The sequence below is a fragment of the Cutibacterium sp. 37298 genome, assembly GCF_023838685.1.
GTDB lineage: Bacteria > Actinomycetota > Actinomycetes > Propionibacteriales > Propionibacteriaceae > Cutibacterium > Cutibacterium acnes.
Map to the genome: position 1 here is coordinate 64,977 of NZ_JAJNRJ010000001.1, position 21,685 is coordinate 86,661.

Below are 21,685 nucleotides of genomic sequence, written 5' to 3' on the forward strand. Positions count from 1 at the left end.
CAGCGTCGTTCCAGGACATCCACGCCCAGAGTCAGCCTTGATAAGCCTCGATGGTGATGACAACTCCGTCACCTAGATCGACCGAATCACCGATGGACAGGTCGACCGTCCGGCCGCTCTCCAACTGCAACGGCTCCTGGCCGATGCGGCAAACGACGGTGCCGTTCGTCGAATGCATGTCAGTGACCTCGATCCCCCACTGGCCAGGAGCGACCTTGACGTGGGTACGGCTAATGTCCTGCCCCGGCGACGGCACCCGCATGATGTCCTCACCATTATCGCCTCGCGGAGCCCGCCCAATAAGAACAGGACCGTAGAGGTGGGTCACCTCTCCGGTGCTCGAGACGAGGGTGGCAGCCGCAGCGTCCGACTGCGAAGACAGACGGTCGCTCGTCGAGATCGACGCAAAGCGCCAGTCGCCATGGGAATCATCCTGAGAGCGAACTGGGGCAACAGCATCCTCACCGTCAGACTCCCGGGCCTCGTCACTTGTGGCGGACTCGGTGACAGACGCAGACCCGACGGCGGTCTCAGGAACCTCGCCCGGGGCCGGAACCTCCACGAATCCGGGAGCGCGGTCCTCATCATCGGGTGCCTCGCTTGACCCGGCGTCCTCACCCGTCTCATCAGAGCCCTCAGACTCGTCAGCCTTGTGAGCCTCGTCCGACTCTGATGTCCACGGCTTGAGCGCATCGTCACCTAACACGCGTGGACGATGGACTTCGTCGGTCTGCGGTACGACGAAGGGCTCAACATTGCCGGTGGCATCGATGATGAGTTTGCTCGCCTGGGCAACACCTAGCAGCAATGGCATCGATAGTCCCTGCCCAGCCTGCTCCATTTCGACGACGATGGTCGCCGGGTTCAGTTTCTTCTCGCTCCACGTCAACAGACCGTCACCGTGGTTGACGATCTCGCCGGTGGAGGCGTCCTTGACGACGATCTGGCCACGCGCCAGGGAATACATCTCCCCATCCACCCAAAAGAACGCCCCCAAGCTGGGCATCTTGGCCAGCCCGATGATCGAGAGGGTTTCAACAAGCGACTCGGGATCCTTGGCCTCGGCTACGTGCCGCCAGATGGACGACACCAGGCCGGAGTGGCGCGGGGCAGCTGGCTGCATGACGACGAGACTGCTCGGCCCAGCCAGCACCACCCAGGAACCAGGGATGTAGGTGACACGCCAAGCACCGAAAGTCTGGGACATTGATCCTCCAGAAGTCGAGGCACGATTAATGCCATTATTCCGCGACTATGGACCCGAGTCGACGAACCCCCTCCAATCGGACGCGAAGTAGCCGGTACATACCGGCGTGTATGCGGCCTCTCCACCACGATGGAGAGGCCGCAGAATCACACATCAATAATGCGATGGCAGATCACTTCTCCTGCTGGGAGATGACTGCCTGGGCCGCAGCGAACCGCGCGATCGGTACACGGAACGGCGAGCAGGACACGTAATCGAGCCCAGTCTTGTTGAAGAAGTGGATCGAGTCCGGATCGCCACCGTGCTCACCGCAGACCCCGACAGACAGCTCTGGATTAGTCTTGCGGCCCTTTTCAACGGCTCCGGCAACGAGCTGGCCGACGCCCTCTTGGTCGATCGAGGCGAACGGGTTGTCCTTGAGGACCTTAGTGCGCAGGTACTCAGTGAGGAAGCCATTCTCGGCGTCGTCACGGCTGATGCCCAGCGTGGTCTGGGTCAGGTCGTTGGTACCGAAGCTGAAGAAGTCAGCAACTTCGGCAATCTTGTCGGCAACCAGGGCGGCACGCGGCAACTCGATCATGGTTCCGATCTTGACGTCGACCTTGGTACCGGCAGACTCGAACTCTTCATCGATGGCCTGCTGAACGATCCGACGATGGGTCTCAAGCTCGATTGGGGTGAAGACCAACGGGATCATGATGTGGATCTGGACGGTCTCACCCTCCTTCTTGAGCACCGACAGGACAGCGCGAATAATCGCGCGGGCCTGCATGTCAGGAATCTCCGGGTAGAGCATGCCAAGACGGCAACCACGGGTACCGAGCATCGGGTTCTGCTCGTGCAGCTTCTTCACCTGGGCCAACAGACGACGTTCCTTGTCGAGCTCACCAGCGTCAGCACCCTGGTTCTCCATCTTCTGAACCTTGAGGGACTGCTCAACGAGGTTCGGCAGGAACTCGTGAAGAGGCGGGTCAAGCAACCGGACGGTGACGGGCAGGCCCTTCATCGCGGTGAAGATACCCTCGAAGTCATCCTGCTGCATAGGCAGGATCTTGTCGACGGCTGCCTGACGCTCCTCCGGGGTGTCCGCGGTGATCATCTCGTGCATGGCCGGCAGACGATCAGCACCGAAGAACATGTGCTCGGTACGGCACAACCCGATGCCCTCGGCACCCAGCTCGCGAGCCTTGGCAGCGTCGGTGGCATTGTCGGCGTTGGCCTCGACACCCAGGCGACGGATCTCGTCGGCCCAGGAGAGCACCTCCTGGAAGTCCGCGTTGATCTGCGGTGGAATGAGCTTGAGGCCGCTGGCGAAGACCTCACCAGTGGATCCATCAAGGGTGATCATGTCGCCCTCGTGGATGACGGTGTCACCAATGGTCAGGGTAGCGGCCTTAGCGTCAATCTTGATGCCACGAGCGCCGGCAACGCAGGGCTTGCCCATGCCACGAGCGACAACGGCCGCGTGGGAAGTCATACCGCCGTGGGCGGTCAGAACGCCCTGGCTGACGATGACACCGTGAATGTCGTCAGGGGTGGTTTCGAAGCGAATGAGGACAACCTTCTCGCCCTTGGCGCCACGCTCAGCAGCAACGTCAGCGTCGAAGACAGCCTCACCAACAGCAGCACCCGGTGAGGCTGGCAGGCCCTCGGCAACTGGCTGCTCACTGTGGTCCGGGTCGATCGCCTCGTGCAAGAGCTGATCAAGCTGAGCCGGCTCGATCCGCATGAGGGCTTCTTCCTTGGTGATGACCCCCTCGTCGACGAGGTCGCGAGCCACCTTGAGGGCCGCAGCAGCAGTGCGCTTACCGTTACGGGTCTGCAGCAGGTAGAGCTTGCCATTCTCGACGGTGAACTCCATGTCCTGCATGTCGCGGTAGTGCGACTCCATCTTCTTCATGGTGTCGATAAGGTCGTGGTAGGCCTCCGGAAGCACCTCCTCCATCTCGGCGAGGGAACGCGGGGTGCGGATACCCGCAACGACGTCCTCACCCTGAGCATTAACGAGGAACTCACCGTAGAGCTCCTTCTCACCGGTGGCAGGGTTACGGGTGAAGCAGACACCGGTAGCGGACGTGTCGCCACGGTTACCGAAGACCATCTGCATGACGTTGACGGCGGTACCCAAGTCGTCGGGAATCTTGTTGGCTTTGCGGTAGACGAAGGCACGCGGGTTGAGCCAGGAACGGAAAACGGCGTCAACGGCACGCATCAGCTGCTCACGCGGATCGATTGTCCAGTTCCCACCGAGCTGCTCGTTCGACAGCTTCTTGAAGGTGTCAACGAGACCCTTGAGGTCATCGGCACTCAGATCGGTGTCGGACTCGACGCCTTTCTTCTCTTTAAGGGCGGTCAGGGCATCCTCGTAAATGTGAGCGTCGATACCCTCGACGACCTCGCCGTACATTTGGATGAAGCGGCGGTAGCAGTCCCACGCAAACCGCTCATTGCCGGCTTCCTTAGCGATGGCCTCAACGGTGTCGTCAGAGATGCCGAGGTTGAGGATGGTGTCCATCATGCCGGGCATCGAGATCACGGCGCCAGATCGCACGGAGACCAGCAGCGGCTTCTTGTCGTCACCGAGGACGCGACCGGTGCGCTCCTCAAGTCGCTTAAGGCCCTCCCATACTTGGGACTCCAGATCTTCGGGCCACTCACCCTTCCTCGTCATGGTGTCCACGCAGGCTTCGGTGGTGACGGTAAATCCGTCGGGCACCGGGACGCCGAGACGCTTCATCTCGGCAACTCCTGCGCCCTTGCCGCCGAGCAGCGGTTTCATTTCCGCACTGCCCTCGGACAAGTCGTACACGTAACGGTCACTCATGACTGATCTCCTTCGATCTGTGTCAGCCTGTTCAGCAAATCACGGCGATCGGGCCCGTGCGATTGCGTCGCGGACCCGAGGCCCAGCCCTCAGTTGGGCCGGATATGGTCATTCTTTCACGCTCGCGGCGCATTTTCACTAGCAGCAACCACCAAGAATGACGAATACCACTGAAGTCATCGTCATATCGCGCGGTCTCCGAGCGGTGAGTCCAGCGGCGGTCTGTGGTGCGCAGCTCTCATTCTTCCTCAAGGTGCGCGAAGGCACAGACCACAGAATGACGACGAGCGCAAGCTCCGCCGCCATCACGCCTTCCGACCTCTGTGGCTCCTCGCAGTCAGGGGCGCATGCGATACGACCCCGCAGGCTTGCGCAGCCGGGTACCCGCCGTCTTGGCTCGCTGATCAACGACGTCAATGACCTTCGTCGCCGACTCCTCCAAGGCCAGGCCGGTCGTGTCAATGATGGGGCACCCCAGCCGACGCTGAATCTTGCCAACCTCGTCCAGCTCCTCGTAAATCGCGGCGAGGTCCGCGTACCCGTCCTCATTACCGAAACCGCCCAATCCACGCACTCGGCGACCACGGATTTCCAGCAGACGCTGAGCGTCAATCGTCAACCCAACAATGCGCCATCGGTCCACCGCAGCGAGCTCGGTCGGCGGAGCGATGCCAGGAACCAGCGGGACGTTAACCGTCTTATAACCCAAGTACCCCAGGTAGATCGACAATGGCGTCTTTCCTGATCGGCTCACACCCACCAGGCAAATATCAGCCTCGGTAAGGCGGTCGGGAATAGCGCCGTCGTCGTTACGGACCGCGAATTCCATCGCGGAGATCCGGGTGAAATAGTCGGCCTCAACACCCACCGGACGACGCGGTACCGCGTCGGCATCTAGGCCAGAGGCCTCCTCCATCGCCTCGAGCATCGGACCCATAAGGTCGAGCTCACGAATGCCCATCTCTTCACACGCATCGGAGACCATCCGGCGCATATCGGGCAGCACCAAGGTATGCACAACACACACCCACTGCCCAGCCTCGTAAGCCTCTGAAACAGCCTCGAGAGCCGAAACCATTTCCGGTACGGTACCGATCATGGGGTGGCGCACGATGTGCCAATGGACCCCCTCGAACTGACTGCGGGCAGCCCGAGCCAGACGAACGGCGGTCTCACCCGTCGAATCAGCGATGACGTGTATTTCCAGGGGCGACTCTGCCATGTCGCCATCTTAGGACTGCCGCACCCTGGCTCTGTGCCGCCACTACCGCGCAACGACTGTCCATAGCTGCGGGGAAACATCTCAACACGACGATGTTAACGTTACCATCGGCGTTTATTGACAGCTCCGAACAGCATCGCCAAGTCGGCCCCCTCCCGATCTGGGAGACTGCCACCATGGATGCTGCCACCCGGGACCCCGTTGACGAGCTCATCGCCGCCGAATCGCCGCACACCGACTCAGTGTGGGTGTTGGGGCGTCCTTCCTTGGTGCACGTGGCCGAGGGACGGGTTGCGGCGTGGGCTGATGACTGCCGCGATCTCGCCGACATCCCTGAGGCCATCCGCCTCAACCCCTTGACCGCAGGCGACGTTTCAGACAGCCCCGTGGTGTGGATGAGCCTGCCTGCCAGCCTCGACGAGCTCGACGAACTGTTAGGAACGCTGTGGCGCATCCTTGGCCCCGATGCCCATATCGTCGCCGGTGGGCGCATCAAGCACATGAGCCGGTCCATGAATGACGTCGCCGCCCGCTGGTTTAACGAGGTCCACGCCAGCCTCGGGGTGCGCAAAGCCCGTGTGCTGCACTTCTCGTCACCCCGGCAGCGCCCCGCCATCACCGGTACATGGCCGCGCACCAACACCGTCAACGGATTGACGATCCGAGCCCACGGAGGCGTCTTCCACACCGCCGGAGTCGACGCCGGAACCTCCCTGCTGCTCGACTACCTCGACGCCATCGCAGCCGACGTCCACTCCGACGCCGTCGATCTGGGGTGCGGGAATGGTGTCATCTCCGCCCATCTGGCGCGACTGCTTCCCCAGGCCACAATTCACGCCACCGACGTGTCATGGCAGGCCGTTGATTCCACCCGTCTCACCGCTCAGGCGAACCAGCTCAATATCGTCACTCATTGGTGCGACGGTCTAGTCGACGTGCCTCATGAGAGCGTCGACGTCGTTGTCACCAATCCGCCCTTCCACCGTGGCACCGCCCAGGACCACGCCCCGACCCTGGCCATGCTGGCTGACGCTGCACGCGTGCTACGCCCCGGCGGGACTCTGTGGTGTGTGTACAACAACCACCTGCCGTGGGCGTCTCATGTACGGCGCACTATTGGGCCGACCCGCCAAGTCGTACGGAATCGTCGATACACCGTCATCCGAACAGTGCGTCGATAAGCCGACAACCTCAAGCCCACACCGTGCCAAGGGCCGTGACCTCGACCACACCCGCCCAAACGCCCCTACCGTAGTCTCATGAATTCTCGCGTCATCCTCGTCAGCGACGATCGCTCCAGCCTTCGCTCCCCCGACACCCTGCTATGGCCCGATGCGGCCTGCATGCGCGGCATTCACACCGGTGAGTGGACCGCCCATATTTTCGAATACGCCATGTCCTTCGAGGGCAATATGACGCAAGTACGTGAGCTCGCTGCCGCCAACGGTGTCGGTGTGCTGCATCCCCACGGCGCCCTGGCCACCGATCCGCCTGGCCTCGTCGTCTGCGACGTTGACTCAACCGTCACACGCACCGAGGCCATCGATCTGCTCGCCGAGTGCGCCGGGAAAGCCGATGAGATCCGCGGGATCACCGCCCGCGCCATGGCCGGAGAACTGGACTTCACACAATCCCTGTATGCCCGAGTCAGGTGTCTGGAAGGGTTGCATATCGGGGCCCTCGAGGAGGCGTGGAAAGCCACCGTCATCACCCCTGGGACGGCTGAGCTGGTGGCCGCTGCACATGAAGTTGGGGCTGCCGTCGGATTGGTATCTGGCGGGTTCACGGCCCTGGTCGATCCGTTGGCCGAACAGATCGGGGCTGATTTCGCAGCCTCTCATGAGCTCGAAATCGTCGATGATCACCTCACCGGACGAGTGGTTGGTGACATCATCGACCGGGCGGCAAAGGCGACCTGGCTACGTCGCTGGGCCTCGGAACGCGGGGTCGCTCTTGAGCGAACAATCGCCCTAGGGGATGGAGCTAACGATCTTGACATGTTCGCTATCGCTGGGCTGCCGATCGCCTTCTGCGCTAAGCCGGTCGCCGTCGAGGCTGCACGAAACACCATCAGGTGTGAGCGGATAGACGCAGTTCGCGCTGTGTGGGCCCACTGACCATGATCATAAAGTGCATGAGTACCCTTCCTGGAACCCTTCATTCGGCCCATGATGGCACTTGGCAGGTAGCAGAGCATGGCTGCCAAGTGTTAGCCTGGCAAGCCGACGACAAGCCCGTCATCTGGTTCGACGCCGAGCACGCTGCCGAGTCCGAGGCCGTGATCCGGGGAGGAATCCCGCTGTGTGCCCCGTGGTTTGGTCACGGCCCCAACAATGATCAGGACCCCCAGCACGGCCTGGCCCGTCGCACCGACTTCGAGGTAACGGCCACTGATCCCTTCCGCGTCGTCGGGGTTGCTGAGACCGCGTCCATCGGAATCCGTCACGAGGTTGTCATGACGAACACGGCCTTGAAGATGATGCTTACCCTCACCAACCATGATCAGAAACCACGCGTCACCGAGGGGATGTGGCACACCTACCTGCGCGTCGCAGATGCCGCACAGGCACGGGTCAGGGGCGTTCGCGGCGCCAGCTGGCACAACTTCGCGACCGGTGACAAGGGGTCCTTCGACGCCAACGAGCTTGCCGTAACTCCTGATACTGACACCGTCATCCAGGGAGTCGGGCCCGCCCTAGCCCTCCTCGATCCAGCGTGGGGACGCCAGATCCACGTGGAGACGACAAGGTGCCCCAGCGCCGTGGTCTGGAATCCACGCTCCTCGTCGACACATGCCGATAACCCAACAGCCCAGGCATGGCGCGATTTCGTATGCGTCGAGACCGGGGCCTGCAAGGACAATGCGGTCATTGTTGCCCCACACAGCGACCTCACCATGTCCACACGGATTAGCGTCGAAACGTTGTGATCATGGCCAAGATCGGACGCCATGGAGGCCACACCCGACCAGACATGTGAGGCAGCGCCACGAACATCCGTGCAAACACTTCACTTGTCCACGAGCAACAGTGCTCACCCGACTCCAAATAGCAGGGGTGGCTCATCCCGTTCTAAAGAACGCCATATACAGTGATGTCACGGTTTCGGACCGCCTTCACCGGGAACGAAACAGTGTTTCTTCGACGGTTCACAGGTAGTGCTGTGTGCCGTCACCGACAACCAGCCGCACGGCGGCAGGAGGACAGATGTCAGAGCGGATTGCCAACGCAGCCCTGCGTCAGAAAGTGATGAGCGCGGACGACGCGGCTGCCCTCATCCATGACGGCGACCAGATCGGATTCGGTGGATTCACTGGGTCGGGCTACCCCAAAGAGCTTCCAGGCGCACTGGCCAAGCGCATCCAAGAGTCCCACGACCGTGGTGAGAAGTTCACCGTCAACGTCTTCACCGGAGCCTCGACCGCTCCTGAACTCGACGGCGCCCTCGCCTCCGTTGACGGCATCGGCTGGCGTATGCCATACCAGTCCGATCCCCAGATGCGAAGCAAGATCAACGACGGCACCTCCTTCTACACCGACATCCATCTATCGGAGTCGGGCATGATGGTGCGTCAGAGCTTCTTCGGCAAGGTCGACTTCGCCGTCATCGAGGCCACACGAATCACCGCGGACGGGGATGTCGTCCTCACCTCGTCGGTTGGCAACAACGCGGTCTACTGTGACACCGCCGAGAAAGTCATCATCGAGGTCAACTCGTGGCAGTCCGAGGACCTCGAAGGAATGCACGACATCTACGGTGGTTTTGCGCTTCCTCCGAACCGGGTGCCGATCCCGATCACCCATCCCGGTGACCGGATCGGTGACAAATTCCTCCACATCTCCCAGAACAAGATTGTGGCGATCGTCGAGACCGCAGGCCCCGACCGCAACACCCCGTTCAAGCCGATCGACGACGACTCTCGCAAGATCGCCGGATTCCTGCTCGACTTTTATGACAACGAGGTCAAGCAGGGACGCATCCCCAAGAACCTGCTGCCGCTCCAGTCCGGCGTCGGCAACATCCCGAACGCCGTTCTTGACGGCTTGCTTCACTCCGACCTGGAGCATCTGACCTCGTACACCGAGGTGATCCAGGACGGCATGATCGACCTCATCGATGCCGGCAAGCTTGACGTCGCCTCCGCTACCGCCTTCTCGCTGTCGCCTGACTATGCGCACAAGATGAACGAGAACGCAGCCTTCTACCGCGATCACATCATTTTGCGCCCGCAGGAAATTTCGAACCACCCCGAGGTCATTCGCCGCCTCGGCGTCATCGGCGCTAACGGCATGATCGAGGCCGACATCTATGGCAATGTCAACTCGACCCATGTCATGGGCTCGCGGATGATGAACGGCATCGGTGGATCCGGCGACTTCACCCGCAATGCCTACATTTCGGCCTTCGTGTCCCCGTCGACAGCCAAGGGGGGCGCCATCTCGGCGATCGTCCCGATGGTCTCCCACGTCGACCACACCGAGCACGACGGTATGGTTATCATCACCGAGCAAGGCATCGCTGATCTGCGTGGCCTGGCCCCACGCCAGCGCGCCCCGAAGATCATCGAGAATTGTGCCCACCCGGACTACCGTCCGATGCTGCTCGACTACTACGAGCGTGCGCTGCGCGACTGCAAGTTCAAGCACACCCCGCACCTGCTGGGTGAGGCGTACTCATGGCACACCCGGTTCCTCGAGACCGGCACCATGAAGAAGGACTGAAGTCTTACAACCCTGACCCACAATCGCCCCAGGACCGTTGCGGTTCTGGGGCGATCATTATGTGCGGCAGTCGCGGCACGTGACGATTTTCGTCACGCCACGTCATTGTGCGCGGCCGTGGCTGCACACAGGTCGACATGCAAAAACTCCCGCCCGGGCCCGTGGGCAGGCATGTCAGTGCTGCCACCACAGGTGAGGCGGGAGTTTTGATCATCGGCAGTTGCGTTCGCAGTCCCGAGTATTTTCCAGGGCACATCCGAGTGCCAGCAGGGTGGCCTCGTCGTACAGCCGGCCGCCAATCATGATGCCGATCGGCAGCTCGACGCCATCGATCCTCATGTTGTGCAGCGGCAGGCTCATCGCCGGGCGCCCGGTGATATTCCACAAGCTGGTCCACGGTGTGAAGCGGCACTGGGCGTCAAAATCGGCCGCCGGATCCTCATCGTCCCGCAAAGCCCCAACTGGCAAAGGCGGCTGAGCCAAGGTCGGGCTAATAATGACGTCGAACCGCTGCCAATGCTGCCCAACTTGACGGGCCACCATCTGGATACCGGCCAACGCCTCGGCCAGCTCGACTCCACTGCGACGTCGGCCCCCGGCCCGCAGCCAACGAGACATGGGTGTGCAGAGCTCCTCACGTTCGGGCAGGACCGGTATCGCCGCCGCCCCCACTTCCCACACGCACCGAAAAGAGTCCCACTCACGCGGGCCGAACGGGGCACTCGTCTGCTCGACGACGTGGCCCATGGACTCCAAGGTGGCGGCCGTCCGGTCCAATGCGGCCAGGATGTCCGGATGGACCTGGACGTCAGCGATAACCGGTTCGCGCAGAATTCCGATGCGCAGCCGTCCCGGATCACGGCCACAGGCCGACAAGAAGGTCTCGGTCGGGGTCGGGGCGTAGAAGGGGTCCCCCGGCCACGGCCCGGACAGCACGTCAAGAGCGGCTGCGGTGTCGCGCACCGTGCGGGTCAGCACCCCACCGCAGACCAGCCCGGGACCGTCGATCCCGTAAGGACCGGCCGAAACTCGCCCACGGCTGGGTTTGAGGCCGACGACACCGCAACATGACGCCGGGATGCGTATCGACCCGCCGCCGTCGGAGCCTTGAGCGATCGGCACCTGACCAGCCCCGACTGCGGCCGCAGCACCACCAGAGGACCCTCCCGCCATTCGGGTGTGGTCCCACGGAGTGACGGTCGCCGCCCGACCATCCGGCTCGGTGTAGCAGGGAAGCCCAAACTCGGGAGCGGCCGTCGTACCGATCGGGATGGCACCGGCGGCCTTGAGCCGAGTGACGATGCCGTCGTCGTGGTCCGAAGGCGTCCCGCCGACAGCTCGGCTACCGACGGCTCGGGGCGCCCCGGCTAAGGCGTTGAGGTCCTTGACCGGGCAGGGAACACCGAACAGCGGGCCGGGACGGGCTTGTCCGGCATCGAGTTGACGCTGGAGTTTTCGGGCGGTGTTCCGAGCCCCGGTGTCATCGATCCAGGTCCAAGCGTGACATTCGTCGGCATGTGCCGCCTCGAGGGCGGCGTCGACAATGTCAAGGATCCCGACGTCACCAGCGGCGATACGGGTGGAGGTTTCCAGGGCGGTCAGTGGATCCATAGTCATGGTCCTACCACGTTCGGTGTCTTTTCCTTCGAGGCCCAGTCATTACGCCCGCATATCCGTATAAAAAATGGACTCTGGCGCAGCAAGCTAACCCGCTAGCCATGCCAACTCATATTCACGAGATTGGCCACTACGTCTAGGCTGGAATAACCCGTCACCAGGAGGATCGTGACCGAGCAGTCCACGCACCCAAAGCCCCGCCATGCCGAGCCAGAGGACGTCTCCCCGAGCGCACCGCCACGTGCCAGCGCCGAGACGATTGTCACCCTTCCCCCACCCGAAGTCCCCGAAGCCCAAGCCGCGTCGTCGGCAAAGGTGGGACGGATCGCCGCCGGGCTCTACCTCGCCGCAGCAGTCGCTGCCGCCGCTGCGCTTTTAATCGCGTGGTGGCAGTCCATCCATATGCAGACCTTCATCCAGGCCACAAACCTCATGACGTGGACCCACCCTCGTCCCGGATCCCTAGCATCAGTGCTCCTGGCCACCGCCATGATGTCCATCGCCGCCGCGATGGTGGCCATGCCCGGGATCCTGGCCGTCAATACCTGGCTGGGACGCCGGTGGGTACGTTGGGGTGCCATCGGCGGCGTTGCCGTCGGGTGCGCGGCAGTGACCCTCAACTGGGTGTCATGGATCGGGATGCCGTTCCTCATAGCCGCCGGCGTCATGGTCTGGCTGCCGCCGGTGAGACGCTGGATGGACTCGCTGCGACCAGTCACCCACGAAGCCGAACGTCCGACCTTTCCAATGAGGTACGGCAGGGTTCCCCAACACTACTGAGGTATGCGGGTTCGCACAGCTCTGACGTGGTGCGCTAGGCTATCTCAAGTCTTCAGACATTGCGGGCGTAGCTCAATGGTAGAGCGCCAGCTTCCCAAGCTGGATACGCGGGTTCGATTCCCGTCGCCCGCTCCACAGCCACTCACCGGGGCCGCCCAATCACTGTACGAGGATCAACCAACGCACTGTCGCTGCCGAGCACCTAGACGGACAGCGAGTGGATTTCATCGAAACCGAAGATTCATTCTCGTTCGGTGAGCCGAAGGCACGGCTTATCCCTGATAAGCACGACCATGAACGCGCCAGGATCAAACCTCCATAGCCAACAGCGGAGGCGGGCTCGACGACGCGAAATGGAAGGTCAGAGGGATCGTAGTAGTACCGAGGCGACGTTGCTGGGGCTAACGAGCAGCCCCCAATACTGGCCGAGAAAGTGGCTGAGCCACGATGCCCTCTTCGAGATCGTCCGGGCCATACATCGGCCACAGCACCTCATCGCACCGAACCCCCTCGTAGAAAAGGCGCACCAAGGTTTCAAAGGCGTCCATGCCTCCCACCCCGTCGTAGAAAGTCAGGAGTGCAGCGGGGCCTTCCTACCGTGGTGCGAACCATACGTCACTGGATGGCCGGATCCTACGCATGTGCGACAGCCACATGGTCATGTTGTGGGCACCACAGCGACATCGGGGGCTGCCACAGCCAGACGACGGTCACACGTCAACAGACACGCACCCAACAGACGCGCCAGCACCACGTACAGCGCGTCATAAGCAGACACGTTGTGCCGCATCTCCCACGCATCCACCATCAGTGGTTCCACCGGATACAACTCCACCTTGAATGCTCGGAAGTCCGACAATATCCGCATTGCCTCCGCATCGGTGATGAGATGCCCCAAGGAAAGGTTTCGTACGACATGGGCAATCTCTGCAGGCAGATGTTGGGGAGCAATGAACTCCTCGCCGCCCCATTGCTGCCATGCCGCACGCCCAACCGTGCTACCAACGAGCATTTCGGCGAGCACGGACGCATCGACGACGAGTGTCATCGTCCTTCCCGGCCTTCTTGCAACACCTCGACCATCGGTGGCAAATCCGTCCTAGCAGTCTGCGCCATGATGCGCTGCATCAACTGCTCGCGTGAGGGATTCTTGAGCGTGTTCTGTAGCACTTCCAGGGTGTATTCACTCAACGACTTGCCTTGCAAAGCCGCTCGCGCCTTGAGTTCCCTGCTGGTCTCCTCCGGGACGTTGCGAATCTGAATGGTCGCCATGCACTAAGCATAGCTGCCATGCACAGCGCATGCATATGGTTCTGTCGGCCTCGGCTACGACTGGCTCGGGTGTCCAGGACACCGGCATCAAGTTCAGACGATTCAACCCCAGCACTGAGATGCTTCAGTCACATAAGCTTGGACAGGAACTAGTTATTCAGTATCAGCTTTTGATGACGATCCTGGGATTCTGAGACGGATCAAGCCACCACAACGTGGCCTCCCACTCCGAATGAGAATTCACCCGCACACATCCGCCCGCGTGACTCCCAGCCGCACGAGGTTGAACAGCATGAGCTTGGTTGGCATGAGACCGAACTGGATGACCCGGCCGTGGCGCTGCCGCCACCGCGTCAACCGGAACCGCTAATTGCTTCTCGTCCCTGGTACATCCGGTCGCAGCTACGGCTGTCGCTGCCGCAAGAACGCAGGCAACTCCACGTCTCAGCCCAACCCCGTCCGCAACGTTGTCAAAAGATGCTCAATGAACCCCTCAGCATCAACTTCGCACAACAGGTCGACGTTGGGCTCTTTGCCCCAGCGCCCCAACTCGTCACCGACGGTCTGGCCACGGGTGAGCGTCCCGGTCAGCTCGACGTCGACGGCCAGTGGCCGCGTCGTCGCAAATCTCCCGGTCACCGCGTTGGCGACGACGAGCGGGTCGTGCAAGTACGCACACCATCCCAACCCGTCAGCCTCGTGGAACTCGAAGTAGAACCTCAGCGCGTCGGCCAAGACTTTCACAACCGGATGTTCCCCTAGCTCCTTCACAGCCCGACGATCCCTCTCGTCCAGCCTGATGACCTCAGTGGCCTGCAACGCCCCAAGCACGACCCGTTTGGACGCCTTCCCCCATGCCTCGAACACCTCATGGCCGGCCTCCGGGTCCACCGCGATGTTCCACTCGCTCGTCGGGCCGGTGTTGCCACGGTGGTTGATCGCTCCACCCATGACGTGCAGCCCCCGCAACAACTGCGGCAAGTCCGGTTCTTCCCGCAGCGCCAGCGCGAGGTTCGTCAGCGGCCCGGTGACGATGCCGACCAGCTCGCCGGGGTATTTCCGGGCAAGATCCACCCACAGTTGCGCACCGCTGCGCCCATCGGGGTGACGTCCGCAGTCCCCCAGCTGGGCATGCCCCAAACCGTGGGGTCCATGGGTCTCCTCGGCGGTCATCACCGGCTCGACGAGGGGCGCGTCCGCCCCACGCGCCACCGGGGCATCCATCCCGAGCAGCTCGGTCAGCCCCAGGGCATTGCGCAGCACGTCGTCCTGACCGACATTGCCAGCTGTCGTCACCACCCCGACGGTCTCGACATCGTCGCGGCTCGCCAGGTAGGCCAGCGCGAACGCGTCGTCAATCCCAGGGTCGCAATCGAGCAGAACCGGCAAGAAACGTGTGGGCATGGCGTCAGAATAGAGGCCCTCCACCGCACCACTGATCGTTGAGTCGTCCCACCTCACCTTCTGCTGAGGCTGTTCGGGCTGGTCAGAGCGCCTTTGCTCCAGGACTCGCACATCCGCGTGTCCTGCCCCCTCATTGTCCAACGGGTATGTGCCACACATTTCACTGTCCCCTGGTGCCGCCCTGCCCGAATCTTGGAAGGAATCATGCTCGACTGGGTGGACCTCATCATTCGTATCGGAGTCGGCGTCGGCCCCGGAACCCTCATCGAGATAGGAGCCGACGGATTCGGTGCAACTGATCCCCATACCCTCCATACGGACACGTCTCGTAGCATCCCCAGTCCGGCCTGGAGCCCCTCGGTTTGGTCGTGAGCCTTCCTGGAGGACACTTGGCCTTGTCAGAGCAGGTCGTCAGCCACGTGCGTGACGACGCTGGCGAGCGAGTGTGAGGAAGTCATGACCATCGAGGAGAAGGAACCGTCCCGCGCTGAGAGGATCCTTGCGGGCACCGTCGCGTTTACGATCTGCATGGCCGTGGTGTTCGCGATCGTGGCGATCTTCATCGGTTGGCGCTGGTCGCTGAGGATGTTCGTCGGAGTCCTGCTCATCGGAATCCCCGGCGAGATCCTGCTGGAACTGGTTGGCGAGAACCGAATGTTCCCCCGCGGCGGAGGCAAACCGGGCCAGACACGAGCTGCACGTTTGCTCATCCTGACGCTCATCCTCGCCGCGTGGGCTCTCATCGTCCTCGCCCTCACCGCCCTCATCCAACCGTGGTACGGCGCCGTCGGGGAAATAGCGTGGGTCATGGTGATCGGGATCCTCGCGATCCTCATCCAGGGGATCCGGGACACCCGGAAGAAGAAGTCCTAGCCCCTCGCCATGATCACAGCGCCGAGACTCCTCCCTGGCGGCCTTTTGTACCTCTCACGCCAGGTGCTCAGGACGTCGGAGACCGTCGGCTGCTTGTCCGCGGGAACGCCGGACTGGAACTCGTCGTCGTGGATCTCCATGTCGAAGTGGGCCGACACAGCACGTACTCTCCTCTAGAGAGGCCTAGACCCCTTGGAATTGTCGAACATGTCGTCAAGGTGGGTGGGCAGGATAGTCTGGCCACACTGGCTGGATCCATCGAGATTGTGGGGCAATGGCTGCCTTGCAGATGCCAATCCGATCGGCGCGACCGGTCACTGGCCCACACCCGCAGCACGAATCTCACCAGGAAAGGAAGCGTTGACCATGAAGATCAACGACAACGGCCCCAAACCGAACGCCTTCGACATCGAGACCGCAACGAAGGAGAACACGAACTACCGCACCACCGCCTGGACCGGTAAGTACCTGCAGGTGACGCTCATGTCCATCCCGGTGGGAGAGTCCATCGGCCTGGAGGCCCACCCCGACACCGATCAGTTCCTGCGCCTGGACTCCGGCAAGGGGCGCTGCGTCATGGGACCGGCTGAGGATCAGCTCGACTTCCAGCAGGACGTCAGCGACGGCTGGTCCGTCCAGGTCCCGGCCGGCACCTGGCACGACGTCATCAACACCGGTGACGAGCCGATGCAGGTCTACGCCATCTACGCCCCGGTCCACCACACCCCGGGCATCGTCCAGGAGACCGCTGCCAAGGCTGAGGAGGACGAAAAGTCCGGAGCCGACGTCCCACCGGAGTGGAGCGTCCAACCCGACAAGACCGCTGACGATCTGCACGCCTGAGGAATACCATCCGTCAGAGACCAGGCCGTCGCCCTCGTTGGCGACGGCCTGGTCGCTGACGGAACGGCGTCATCACCGGTGTCACCGCCCCGACACATGGATCTCCCTCATCGACCGCGCGATCCTCGGATTCGCCGGGGCCTGCCTGGCCATGGCGTCGATCGGTGCCGTCACTGTCGTACTGACCGGCCGAGACCGTCAGCTCACCCTGGCCTTCAACTCCGCAAGCTGGGCCGTCGTCGCCCTCGACTTGTGGAGGCGGGATCGCGGGATGGGGATGCTGCAGGAGGATTCGCGGTCTGGGAATGCGATCACTTCTGTGCGACCGAGCCGGGAAACAGCCCGAGCTCCATGCCGGCGATGATGAACTCAACCTTGAGATCGAGGTTGCCGCGCTCACCCATCGACTGCACCCCGAACACATCCGGATGCCCTGCCGTCATCTCCCCGATCCTCTCAACGCCGGTCCGTCCTCCTTCATCAGCGGTCAGATAAGGCTGGATCGACACAAAGGTCTCCAAGGTGGTGTCCCCGACAAAGTCGAAGGCGAAAGCAGCCCCCTCGACCCCTCCGGGGACACCAAGCTCTGCCAGTCTCTGCACGATCGCCGCGATACGAGGCATCGCTGCCCCGAAGGCCTCTGGCTGAGCCATGAGCACCAGCGGAGCCTCTGGATACCGCTCGCACAACGCCCACTGGCGGTCGACAACCTGGCGCAGGGCGTCCTGCCAATTGGAGACGTCGGGATCCGGCTCGATGTCCACCGCGATCTCCGCAATTGCGGCCAACTGCAATTCCTGACGAGAACTGAACTCCCGGTACAGGGCGGTGGCCTTCACCCCGAGACGATCAGCAACAGCCCTCAGGGTGAAAGTCTCGATGCCCTCGGCCAGGGCCGCGTCAATCGCCTGACGTCGCGTGAACGCAGGCTTGCGCCCTGGCCGTTTGCTGATCATTCGCGGCCCACGAGCGACCACCCCTCGGCCCGCTCCCGGGCATGCCACAGATCGGCGTAGACACCGCCGCTGGCAATGAGGTCGTCATGGGTTCCCACCTGGCAAACCCTACCGTTGCGGTCGATGACGACGATGCGATCCGCCGAACGGATGGTGTCGAGCTTGTGGGCGATGACGAGGATTGTCGAGGACTCGCGCAGCTGGGCCAGGGCGGCCTCGACGTGGGCCTCGTCCTCGGGATCGAGTGCGGAGGTGGCCTCGTCGAACAGCAGGATCGGGGCGCGTTTCAGCAAGGCGCGAGCCACCGGAACCCGTTGCCGTTCACCGCCAGACAGACGACGACCACCCTCACCGACGCTGGCATCCCATCCACCGGGCAGGCGAGCTGCGATCTCGTCGACCCCGGCCAGGGATCCTGCCTTCCATACCTGCTCGTCAGTGGCATCCGGGGCACCGATGCGAATGTTCTCCGCCAGGGTGGAGTCGTAGAGGTAGACGTCCTGGAAGACCATGGCGAGCTGACTCATGAGCTGCTCGGTCGTCTGGTCGCGCACGTCCAGTCCCCCGACACGCACCGTCCCCAAGTCGACGCCCCAGAACCGCGCCATGAGCCGGAACAGGGTCGTCTTGCCAGCCCCCGAGGGGCCGACAATGGCCGTCAAACCCCCCGCTGGAGCAGTGAACGTGACGTCATGGACGACCGGGTGCTCCTTGTCATAACCGAAGGAGACGTCCTCGAGGGACACCTCACCGGGAGCTGTCATGTCGCTCGGGGCCTCGGGCTCGGGCAGCACCTCCGCCGAGAGGATCTCGTCGACCTCACTGACCGGCTTGCGCGCGGTCTCGACGGACAGAGCAGCCGAGACGACGTCCTCCAACACCTTGGCGTAGCGCAGCGAGACGCCGACGAAAGCGACCGTCGCGACCGGGGCGAGGGTGCCGTTGCTGCCCATGCGCGCGGCCAGCACGATGAGGACGACCGCGACCGCCTGGGCACCCAGACCCGAGAGGAAGTTCGCCGTCACGCCCAGCCCCAGACACTTACGAGCGGCGCGTTCATTGGCCCGGCGTGCATTCCGAAGCGGCTCGTAGCCCTCGGCTCGTCCGGCGGCCCTCAGCACTGGTTGGGTCTCACAGAACTCGACGATGCGGGCAGCCAGTTCCTGCTCGGTCGGCTGGACCACCGACTCACCGCGAAGCCACAAGGCCCGCGAGGCGATCATAATCAGACACATCGCAGGCATCGAGATGAGCAGGGACAACCCCAACTGCCACGACCAGAACCACGAGAGCACCATCATGACGACGGTGGTCGCGGCACCGCGCACGAGTGGGGCGGTGAAATGTGCCAACCCCTCGCCCAGGTGCATGAGTCCCTGAATGAGAAGGCGGGACAGGCGGCCGAGGAAACTCGAGCGGAACCATCCCAGTGGCAGGCTCGCCACCTGGTCGCCGATGCGCACGCTGAGTTTTCCCATGACATCCATCGCGGCGAGATAGCCGATCGTCGACTGGAAGTACGTCACGACGGCCCCGGCAACGGCCAAGGCGGCGAGCACCCACACCCAGCCCTGCCAGGTCAGTCCCATCGAGGATCCACCCTCGACGAATGCCGTGATCGTCGGGATGACGGCAAACAGGCCAACCCCCTCGAGGGTTCCCTGAAGACCTGCCAGCCACAGGGAGCGACGGAACTTGGCAGCCCCTTCCTCGGTGAGAAGGGGCCTGAAGGTGTTCAGGAGCAGGATGTCGCCCGCCCAGGAAAGGCGGGAGTTCATGGTCGTGGTCATCGGGTGGCTCCTTCCATCGCTCGCCCTGCCGACAGACGCGCCCAATAGGGCTGATCGGCCAATTCCTCGGACGAACCGCAAGCTGCGATGCCACCGTTCTCCATGACGCAGATGACGTCGGCTCCGGCCACCGACTCGGCGTGGTGACCGATGGCGAGCACGGTTCGGCCTCGGGCCAGTGCGGCCAGGGCCTGCTGGATCTCCGCCTCGCAGTCCGGATCGGTGGCGGCCGTCGCCTCGTCGAGCACGAGGATCGGGGCGTCGGCGAGCACGGCGCGAGCAATGGACAACCGCTGTTTCTGACCACCCGAGAAATCAGTGTCATCCCCCAAGACGGTGTCGAAACCCTTCGGCAGGGCGTCGATGTCGTCAAGGATGTGGGCGGCACGAGCAGCCTCGCGCACCTGATCGTCGGTGGCGTCGGGACGAGCCAAGGTGATGACGTCACGAATGGACCGACGCTGCATGTACGGATCCTGGAGGACGAAGGACACCAACCGGTAGAGGTCATTCTGGGCAACGTCCTTGAGGTCGACCCCACCGATGCGCACCACCCCGGAATCCGGGTCGCGAAAGCGAGCGAGCATCGTCGCCAAGGTCGACTTGCCCGACCCCGACGGCCCGACCAGAGCCGTGACAGTTCCTGGACGCAGTGTCAGGTTGACATGACTCAGCGCCGGAATGACGCCGTCAGGGGTGAGGTAGGAGGAGCTGACGTCGTCGAAGGTGACCGTCATGTCGTCAGGAATCCGCACGCTGACCTGTGGATGGCTGATCTGCTCGATGGACAGCACGTCCTGCAGACGCAGAGCCGCGTTGCCGGCCTGTTGGTAACCCCATGCCATGTTGCCCAGTACCTCGATGGTGCGCGGCAGGACCAGGGCGATGAGTGAACAGGTGGGGACGTCGGTGACGCCCACCCAGCCGGCCTTGGCCATGAGTAGACCGAATCTTAGATTGATCGCCATGAGAGCTGCCACCGAGATCACCGACAGAGACAGGGCCGACGCCTTGATGAGCGGGCCACACCAGTCCCAGTAGAACCGGGCGAACTCCTCGCACGCACGGGTGAAGCGACGATGGGCCTTGCCGGTCTGTCCGACGTTCTTGACGACGTGGATCCCCTCCGTCAGCTCGATCGACGAGGACGAGATGTCGGCGAGCTTGTCGTCCATCTCGGCGGTCTTGGTGGCCATGTCTCGCATCGTCACCCACTGCAGCAGGGCGTAGATTGGGAAGGTGGCGATGGAGAGAAATCCCAGCCGCCAGTCCACCACGAAGGCATAGACGAGCAGTACGAGCGGAACTCCCACGGCTGCGGTTTGCTCAACGGGCGCATGGGCGACGAGCATGTGGATCTGGACGGTGTCGTCCTGGATGGCCTTGCGCACCCGACCGGTTGACGACGAGCTGAACCAGGCCAGTGGGGCCTTCGAGATGCGGTCGATGATGCGGTCCTGGAGTATGTTGCGCAGCTTGATGTCGGCGATGTGAGTGATGACGAGGGCCAACACGTAGAGCAGGGCCTGGAGGCAGAAGGCCATCCACAGCACATTGGCGGTGCGGGTGAGCGCCTCGTGGTCGACGTGGTCACCTAGCAGGATCGCGCCGAGTCTCGTCAGGGCGACGTACGGGGCAAGGGCGACGATGCAGGACGCAATGACGAGGATCCGCGCGATCAGGACGTACTCGCGGATAGGTTTCATGATCGACGACAGGGCCTTGCCACCGGCACGGTGCTTGGTCTGGTAGTCGCGAATATCTTCCGGTGCGGCAGCGCCGGGGCACACCTGCGGGGACGTGGAGGTCTTGCTCACTTCGTCAGTCCTGCCCGCTGGAAGTGCTTGCGACCCACCTTGATGCCCAACCAGCCACCGGCCAGCCCCAGCAGGAAGACGATGACATAGAGGAACAGGGTGCGTGGGTCCACAGCGCCGTGGAACCCCCGAGTGCGGGGCCGATGGGTGGCGGTCAGCGCGCTTCCAGCCATGGCGCGGGCCATCGGGAGCGGGTGGATGTCACCTTGTCGGGCCACGGTCACCTCGTCACAATTCGTAAGGCAACCCTAACTCATTAGTTATCCTCGTTAATAAATAGGAGTCATTCACGTCCTGGCAAGGAGATACACTCACAGGCCAGACAGGCGGTCCTACTGGTGACGCCGGAGGGCACACCA

General features: G+C 62.8%; 21 protein-coding genes and 1 tRNA gene. 9 read left to right on the forward strand and 13 right to left on the reverse strand.

The window, feature by feature from the left end; genetic code table 11:
• Nucleotides 1-31: 31 nt before the first annotated feature.
• The 3 genes from LRP59_RS00300 to LRP59_RS00310 all read right to left on the reverse strand — a co-directional run bounded on the left by LRP59_RS00300 (nucleotide 32) and on the right by LRP59_RS00310 (nucleotide 5,253).
• Entirely contained in the window at nucleotides 32-1,207 is a 1,176-nt protein-coding gene (locus LRP59_RS00300) for an FHA domain-containing protein (protein WP_002514489.1), read from the reverse strand.
• A 172-nt stretch (nucleotides 1,208-1,379) separates the two neighbouring features.
• Nucleotides 1,380-4,031, reverse strand: coding sequence for a pyruvate, phosphate dikinase (gene ppdK / locus LRP59_RS00305; protein WP_002514490.1), 2,652 nt, complete (start codon nucleotides 4,029-4,031; stop codon nucleotides 1,380-1,382).
• 337 nt (nucleotides 4,032-4,368) lie between these two features.
• Nucleotides 4,369-5,253, reverse strand: a complete 885-nt coding sequence (locus LRP59_RS00310) for a pyruvate, water dikinase regulatory protein (RefSeq protein WP_002514492.1) — start codon at nucleotides 5,251-5,253, stop codon at nucleotides 4,369-4,371.
• A gap of 92 nt (nucleotides 5,254-5,345) precedes the next feature.
• On the opposite strand from LRP59_RS00310, the gene LRP59_RS00315 reads away from it, so the two are divergent.
• The 4 genes from LRP59_RS00315 to LRP59_RS00330 all read left to right on the forward strand — a co-directional run bounded on the left by LRP59_RS00315 (nucleotide 5,346) and on the right by LRP59_RS00330 (nucleotide 9,974).
• Nucleotides 5,346-6,434 carry a class I SAM-dependent methyltransferase gene (locus LRP59_RS00315; RefSeq protein WP_002520702.1) on the forward strand — a complete coding sequence of 363 codons (1,089 nt, stop codon included), beginning with the start codon at nucleotides 5,346-5,348 and terminating at the stop codon, nucleotides 6,432-6,434.
• Between the two features lie 78 nt (nucleotides 6,435-6,512).
• Nucleotides 6,513-7,370, forward strand: a complete 858-nt coding sequence (gene serB, locus LRP59_RS00320) for a phosphoserine phosphatase SerB (protein ID WP_002514494.1) — start codon at nucleotides 6,513-6,515, stop codon at nucleotides 7,368-7,370.
• Between the two features lie 2 nt (nucleotides 7,371-7,372).
• Nucleotides 7,373-8,182, forward strand: coding sequence for an aldose 1-epimerase (locus LRP59_RS00325; protein WP_002520704.1), 810 nt, complete (start codon nucleotides 7,373-7,375; stop codon nucleotides 8,180-8,182).
• Between the two features lie 277 nt (nucleotides 8,183-8,459).
• Nucleotides 8,460-9,974 (forward strand): acetyl-CoA hydrolase/transferase family protein, encoded by a 1,515-nt coding sequence (locus tag LRP59_RS00330; protein ID WP_002514496.1) that lies wholly within the window; start codon nucleotides 8,460-8,462, stop codon nucleotides 9,972-9,974.
• Between the two features lie 210 nt (nucleotides 9,975-10,184).
• On the opposite strand, the gene LRP59_RS00335 is transcribed toward LRP59_RS00330, so the two are convergent.
• Entirely contained in the window at nucleotides 10,185-11,591 is a 1,407-nt protein-coding gene (locus tag LRP59_RS00335; RefSeq protein WP_002520706.1) for an amidase, read from the reverse strand.
• Between the two features lie 168 nt (nucleotides 11,592-11,759).
• Between LRP59_RS00335 and LRP59_RS00340 the strand changes: the two genes are divergently transcribed.
• Nucleotides 11,760-12,371, forward strand: a complete 612-nt coding sequence (locus LRP59_RS00340; RefSeq protein WP_002514498.1) for a hypothetical protein — start codon at nucleotides 11,760-11,762, stop codon at nucleotides 12,369-12,371.
• Between the two features lie 61 nt (nucleotides 12,372-12,432).
• Nucleotides 12,433-12,506: transfer RNA gene (locus tag LRP59_RS00345), tRNA-Gly, on the forward strand.
• Between the two features lie 266 nt (nucleotides 12,507-12,772).
• On the opposite strand, the gene LRP59_RS00350 is transcribed toward LRP59_RS00345, so the two are convergent.
• The 4 genes from LRP59_RS00350 to LRP59_RS00365 form a co-directional block, all read right to left on the reverse strand.
• Complete coding sequence (locus LRP59_RS00350; protein ID WP_002514499.1) at nucleotides 12,773-12,919, reverse strand: hypothetical protein; 147 nt, start codon at nucleotides 12,917-12,919, stop codon at nucleotides 12,773-12,775.
• 110 nt (nucleotides 12,920-13,029) lie between these two features.
• Nucleotides 13,030-13,419 (reverse strand): type II toxin-antitoxin system VapC family toxin, encoded by a 390-nt coding sequence (locus LRP59_RS00355; protein ID WP_002514500.1) that lies wholly within the window; start codon nucleotides 13,417-13,419, stop codon nucleotides 13,030-13,032.
• Nucleotides 13,416-13,643, reverse strand: coding sequence for a FitA-like ribbon-helix-helix domain-containing protein (locus tag LRP59_RS00360; RefSeq protein WP_002514501.1), 228 nt, complete (start codon nucleotides 13,641-13,643; stop codon nucleotides 13,416-13,418). The genes LRP59_RS00355 and LRP59_RS00360 overlap by 4 nt, the downstream gene beginning before the upstream one ends.
• A gap of 444 nt (nucleotides 13,644-14,087) precedes the next feature.
• A complete protein-coding gene (locus LRP59_RS00365; protein ID WP_230606322.1) occupies nucleotides 14,088-15,158 on the reverse strand; it encodes a nucleoside hydrolase in 1,071 nt (356 codons plus the stop codon).
• 93 nt (nucleotides 15,159-15,251) lie between these two features.
• On the opposite strand from LRP59_RS00365, the gene LRP59_RS00370 reads away from it, so the two are divergent.
• Together LRP59_RS00370 and LRP59_RS00375 are read left to right on the forward strand one after the other, a co-directional pair.
• Nucleotides 15,252-15,419, forward strand: a complete 168-nt coding sequence (locus LRP59_RS00370) for a hypothetical protein (RefSeq protein ID WP_002550443.1) — start codon at nucleotides 15,252-15,254, stop codon at nucleotides 15,417-15,419.
• 51 nt (nucleotides 15,420-15,470) lie between these two features.
• Complete coding sequence (locus LRP59_RS00375; RefSeq protein ID WP_002519683.1) at nucleotides 15,471-15,920, forward strand: hypothetical protein; 450 nt, start codon at nucleotides 15,471-15,473, stop codon at nucleotides 15,918-15,920.
• On the opposite strand, the gene LRP59_RS00380 is transcribed toward LRP59_RS00375, so the two are convergent.
• Nucleotides 15,917-16,060 (reverse strand): hypothetical protein, encoded by a 144-nt coding sequence (locus LRP59_RS00380; RefSeq protein WP_002519491.1) that lies wholly within the window; start codon nucleotides 16,058-16,060, stop codon nucleotides 15,917-15,919. The two genes, LRP59_RS00375 and LRP59_RS00380, sit on opposite strands and share 4 nt — an antisense overlap.
• A 226-nt stretch (nucleotides 16,061-16,286) precedes the next feature.
• On the opposite strand from LRP59_RS00380, the gene LRP59_RS00385 reads away from it, so the two are divergent.
• Complete coding sequence (locus LRP59_RS00385) at nucleotides 16,287-16,763, forward strand: cupin domain-containing protein (RefSeq protein WP_002514506.1); 477 nt, start codon at nucleotides 16,287-16,289, stop codon at nucleotides 16,761-16,763.
• Between the two features lie 311 nt (nucleotides 16,764-17,074).
• Here the strand turns inward: LRP59_RS00385 and LRP59_RS00390 are convergent, their stop codons facing one another.
• The 4 genes from LRP59_RS00390 to LRP59_RS00405 are packed head-to-tail and all read right to left on the reverse strand — an operon-like array spanning nucleotide 17,075 to nucleotide 21,511.
• Nucleotides 17,075-17,719: a TetR/AcrR family transcriptional regulator gene (locus tag LRP59_RS00390; protein ID WP_002520710.1), complete on the reverse strand. Its 645-nt coding sequence runs from the start codon at nucleotides 17,717-17,719 to the stop codon at nucleotides 17,075-17,077.
• Nucleotides 17,716-19,509 (reverse strand): ABC transporter ATP-binding protein, encoded by a 1,794-nt coding sequence (locus LRP59_RS00395; protein ID WP_002520711.1) that lies wholly within the window; start codon nucleotides 19,507-19,509, stop codon nucleotides 17,716-17,718. Before LRP59_RS00395 ends, LRP59_RS00390 begins: the two co-directional genes overlap by 4 nt.
• A complete protein-coding gene (locus LRP59_RS00400; RefSeq protein ID WP_002520712.1) occupies nucleotides 19,506-21,326 on the reverse strand; it encodes an ABC transporter ATP-binding protein in 1,821 nt (606 codons plus the stop codon). Before LRP59_RS00400 ends, LRP59_RS00395 begins: the two co-directional genes overlap by 4 nt.
• Nucleotides 21,323-21,511, reverse strand: a complete 189-nt coding sequence (locus LRP59_RS00405) for a hypothetical protein (protein WP_002519494.1) — start codon at nucleotides 21,509-21,511, stop codon at nucleotides 21,323-21,325. Before LRP59_RS00405 ends, LRP59_RS00400 begins: the two co-directional genes overlap by 4 nt.
• Nucleotides 21,512-21,685: the final 174 nt, after the last annotated feature.

Excerpts from the sequence above, each read along its gene's own strand:
- LRP59_RS00335 (WP_002520706.1), bottom strand. The coding sequence starts at position 11,591 with ATGACTATGGATCCACTGACCGCCCTGGAAACCTCCACCCGTATCGCC.
- LRP59_RS00310 (WP_002514492.1), bottom strand. The coding sequence starts at position 5,253 with ATGGCAGAGTCGCCCCTGGAAATACACGTCATCGCTGATTCGACGGGT.
- LRP59_RS00390 (WP_002520710.1), bottom strand. The coding sequence starts at position 17,719 with ATGATCAGCAAACGGCCAGGGCGCAAGCCTGCGTTCACGCGACGTCAG.
- LRP59_RS00380 (WP_002519491.1), bottom strand. The coding sequence starts at position 16,060 with ATGGAGATCCACGACGACGAGTTCCAGTCCGGCGTTCCCGCGGACAAG.
- LRP59_RS00330 (WP_002514496.1), top strand. The coding sequence starts at position 8,460 with ATGTCAGAGCGGATTGCCAACGCAGCCCTGCGTCAGAAAGTGATGAGC.
- LRP59_RS00300 (WP_002514489.1), bottom strand. The coding sequence starts at position 1,207 with ATGTCCCAGACTTTCGGTGCTTGGCGTGTCACCTACATCCCTGGTTCC.
- serB (WP_002514494.1), top strand. The coding sequence starts at position 6,513 with ATGAATTCTCGCGTCATCCTCGTCAGCGACGATCGCTCCAGCCTTCGC.
- LRP59_RS00355 (WP_002514500.1), bottom strand. The coding sequence starts at position 13,419 with ATGACACTCGTCGTCGATGCGTCCGTGCTCGCCGAAATGCTCGTTGGT.
- LRP59_RS00360 (WP_002514501.1), bottom strand. The coding sequence starts at position 13,643 with ATGGCGACCATTCAGATTCGCAACGTCCCGGAGGAGACCAGCAGGGAA.
- LRP59_RS00315 (WP_002520702.1), top strand. The coding sequence starts at position 5,346 with ATGTTAACGTTACCATCGGCGTTTATTGACAGCTCCGAACAGCATCGC.
- LRP59_RS00385 (WP_002514506.1), top strand. The coding sequence starts at position 16,287 with ATGAAGATCAACGACAACGGCCCCAAACCGAACGCCTTCGACATCGAG.
- LRP59_RS00370 (WP_002550443.1), top strand. The coding sequence starts at position 15,252 with ATGCTCGACTGGGTGGACCTCATCATTCGTATCGGAGTCGGCGTCGGC.
- LRP59_RS00350 (WP_002514499.1), bottom strand. The coding sequence starts at position 12,919 with ATGGACGCCTTTGAAACCTTGGTGCGCCTTTTCTACGAGGGGGTTCGG.
- LRP59_RS00405 (WP_002519494.1), bottom strand. The coding sequence starts at position 21,511 with ATGGCCCGCGCCATGGCTGGAAGCGCGCTGACCGCCACCCATCGGCCC.
- ppdK (WP_002514490.1), bottom strand. The coding sequence starts at position 4,031 with ATGAGTGACCGTTACGTGTACGACTTGTCCGAGGGCAGTGCGGAAATG.
- LRP59_RS00395 (WP_002520711.1), bottom strand. The coding sequence starts at position 19,509 with ATGACCACGACCATGAACTCCCGCCTTTCCTGGGCGGGCGACATCCTG.
- LRP59_RS00325 (WP_002520704.1), top strand. The coding sequence starts at position 7,373 with ATGATCATAAAGTGCATGAGTACCCTTCCTGGAACCCTTCATTCGGCC.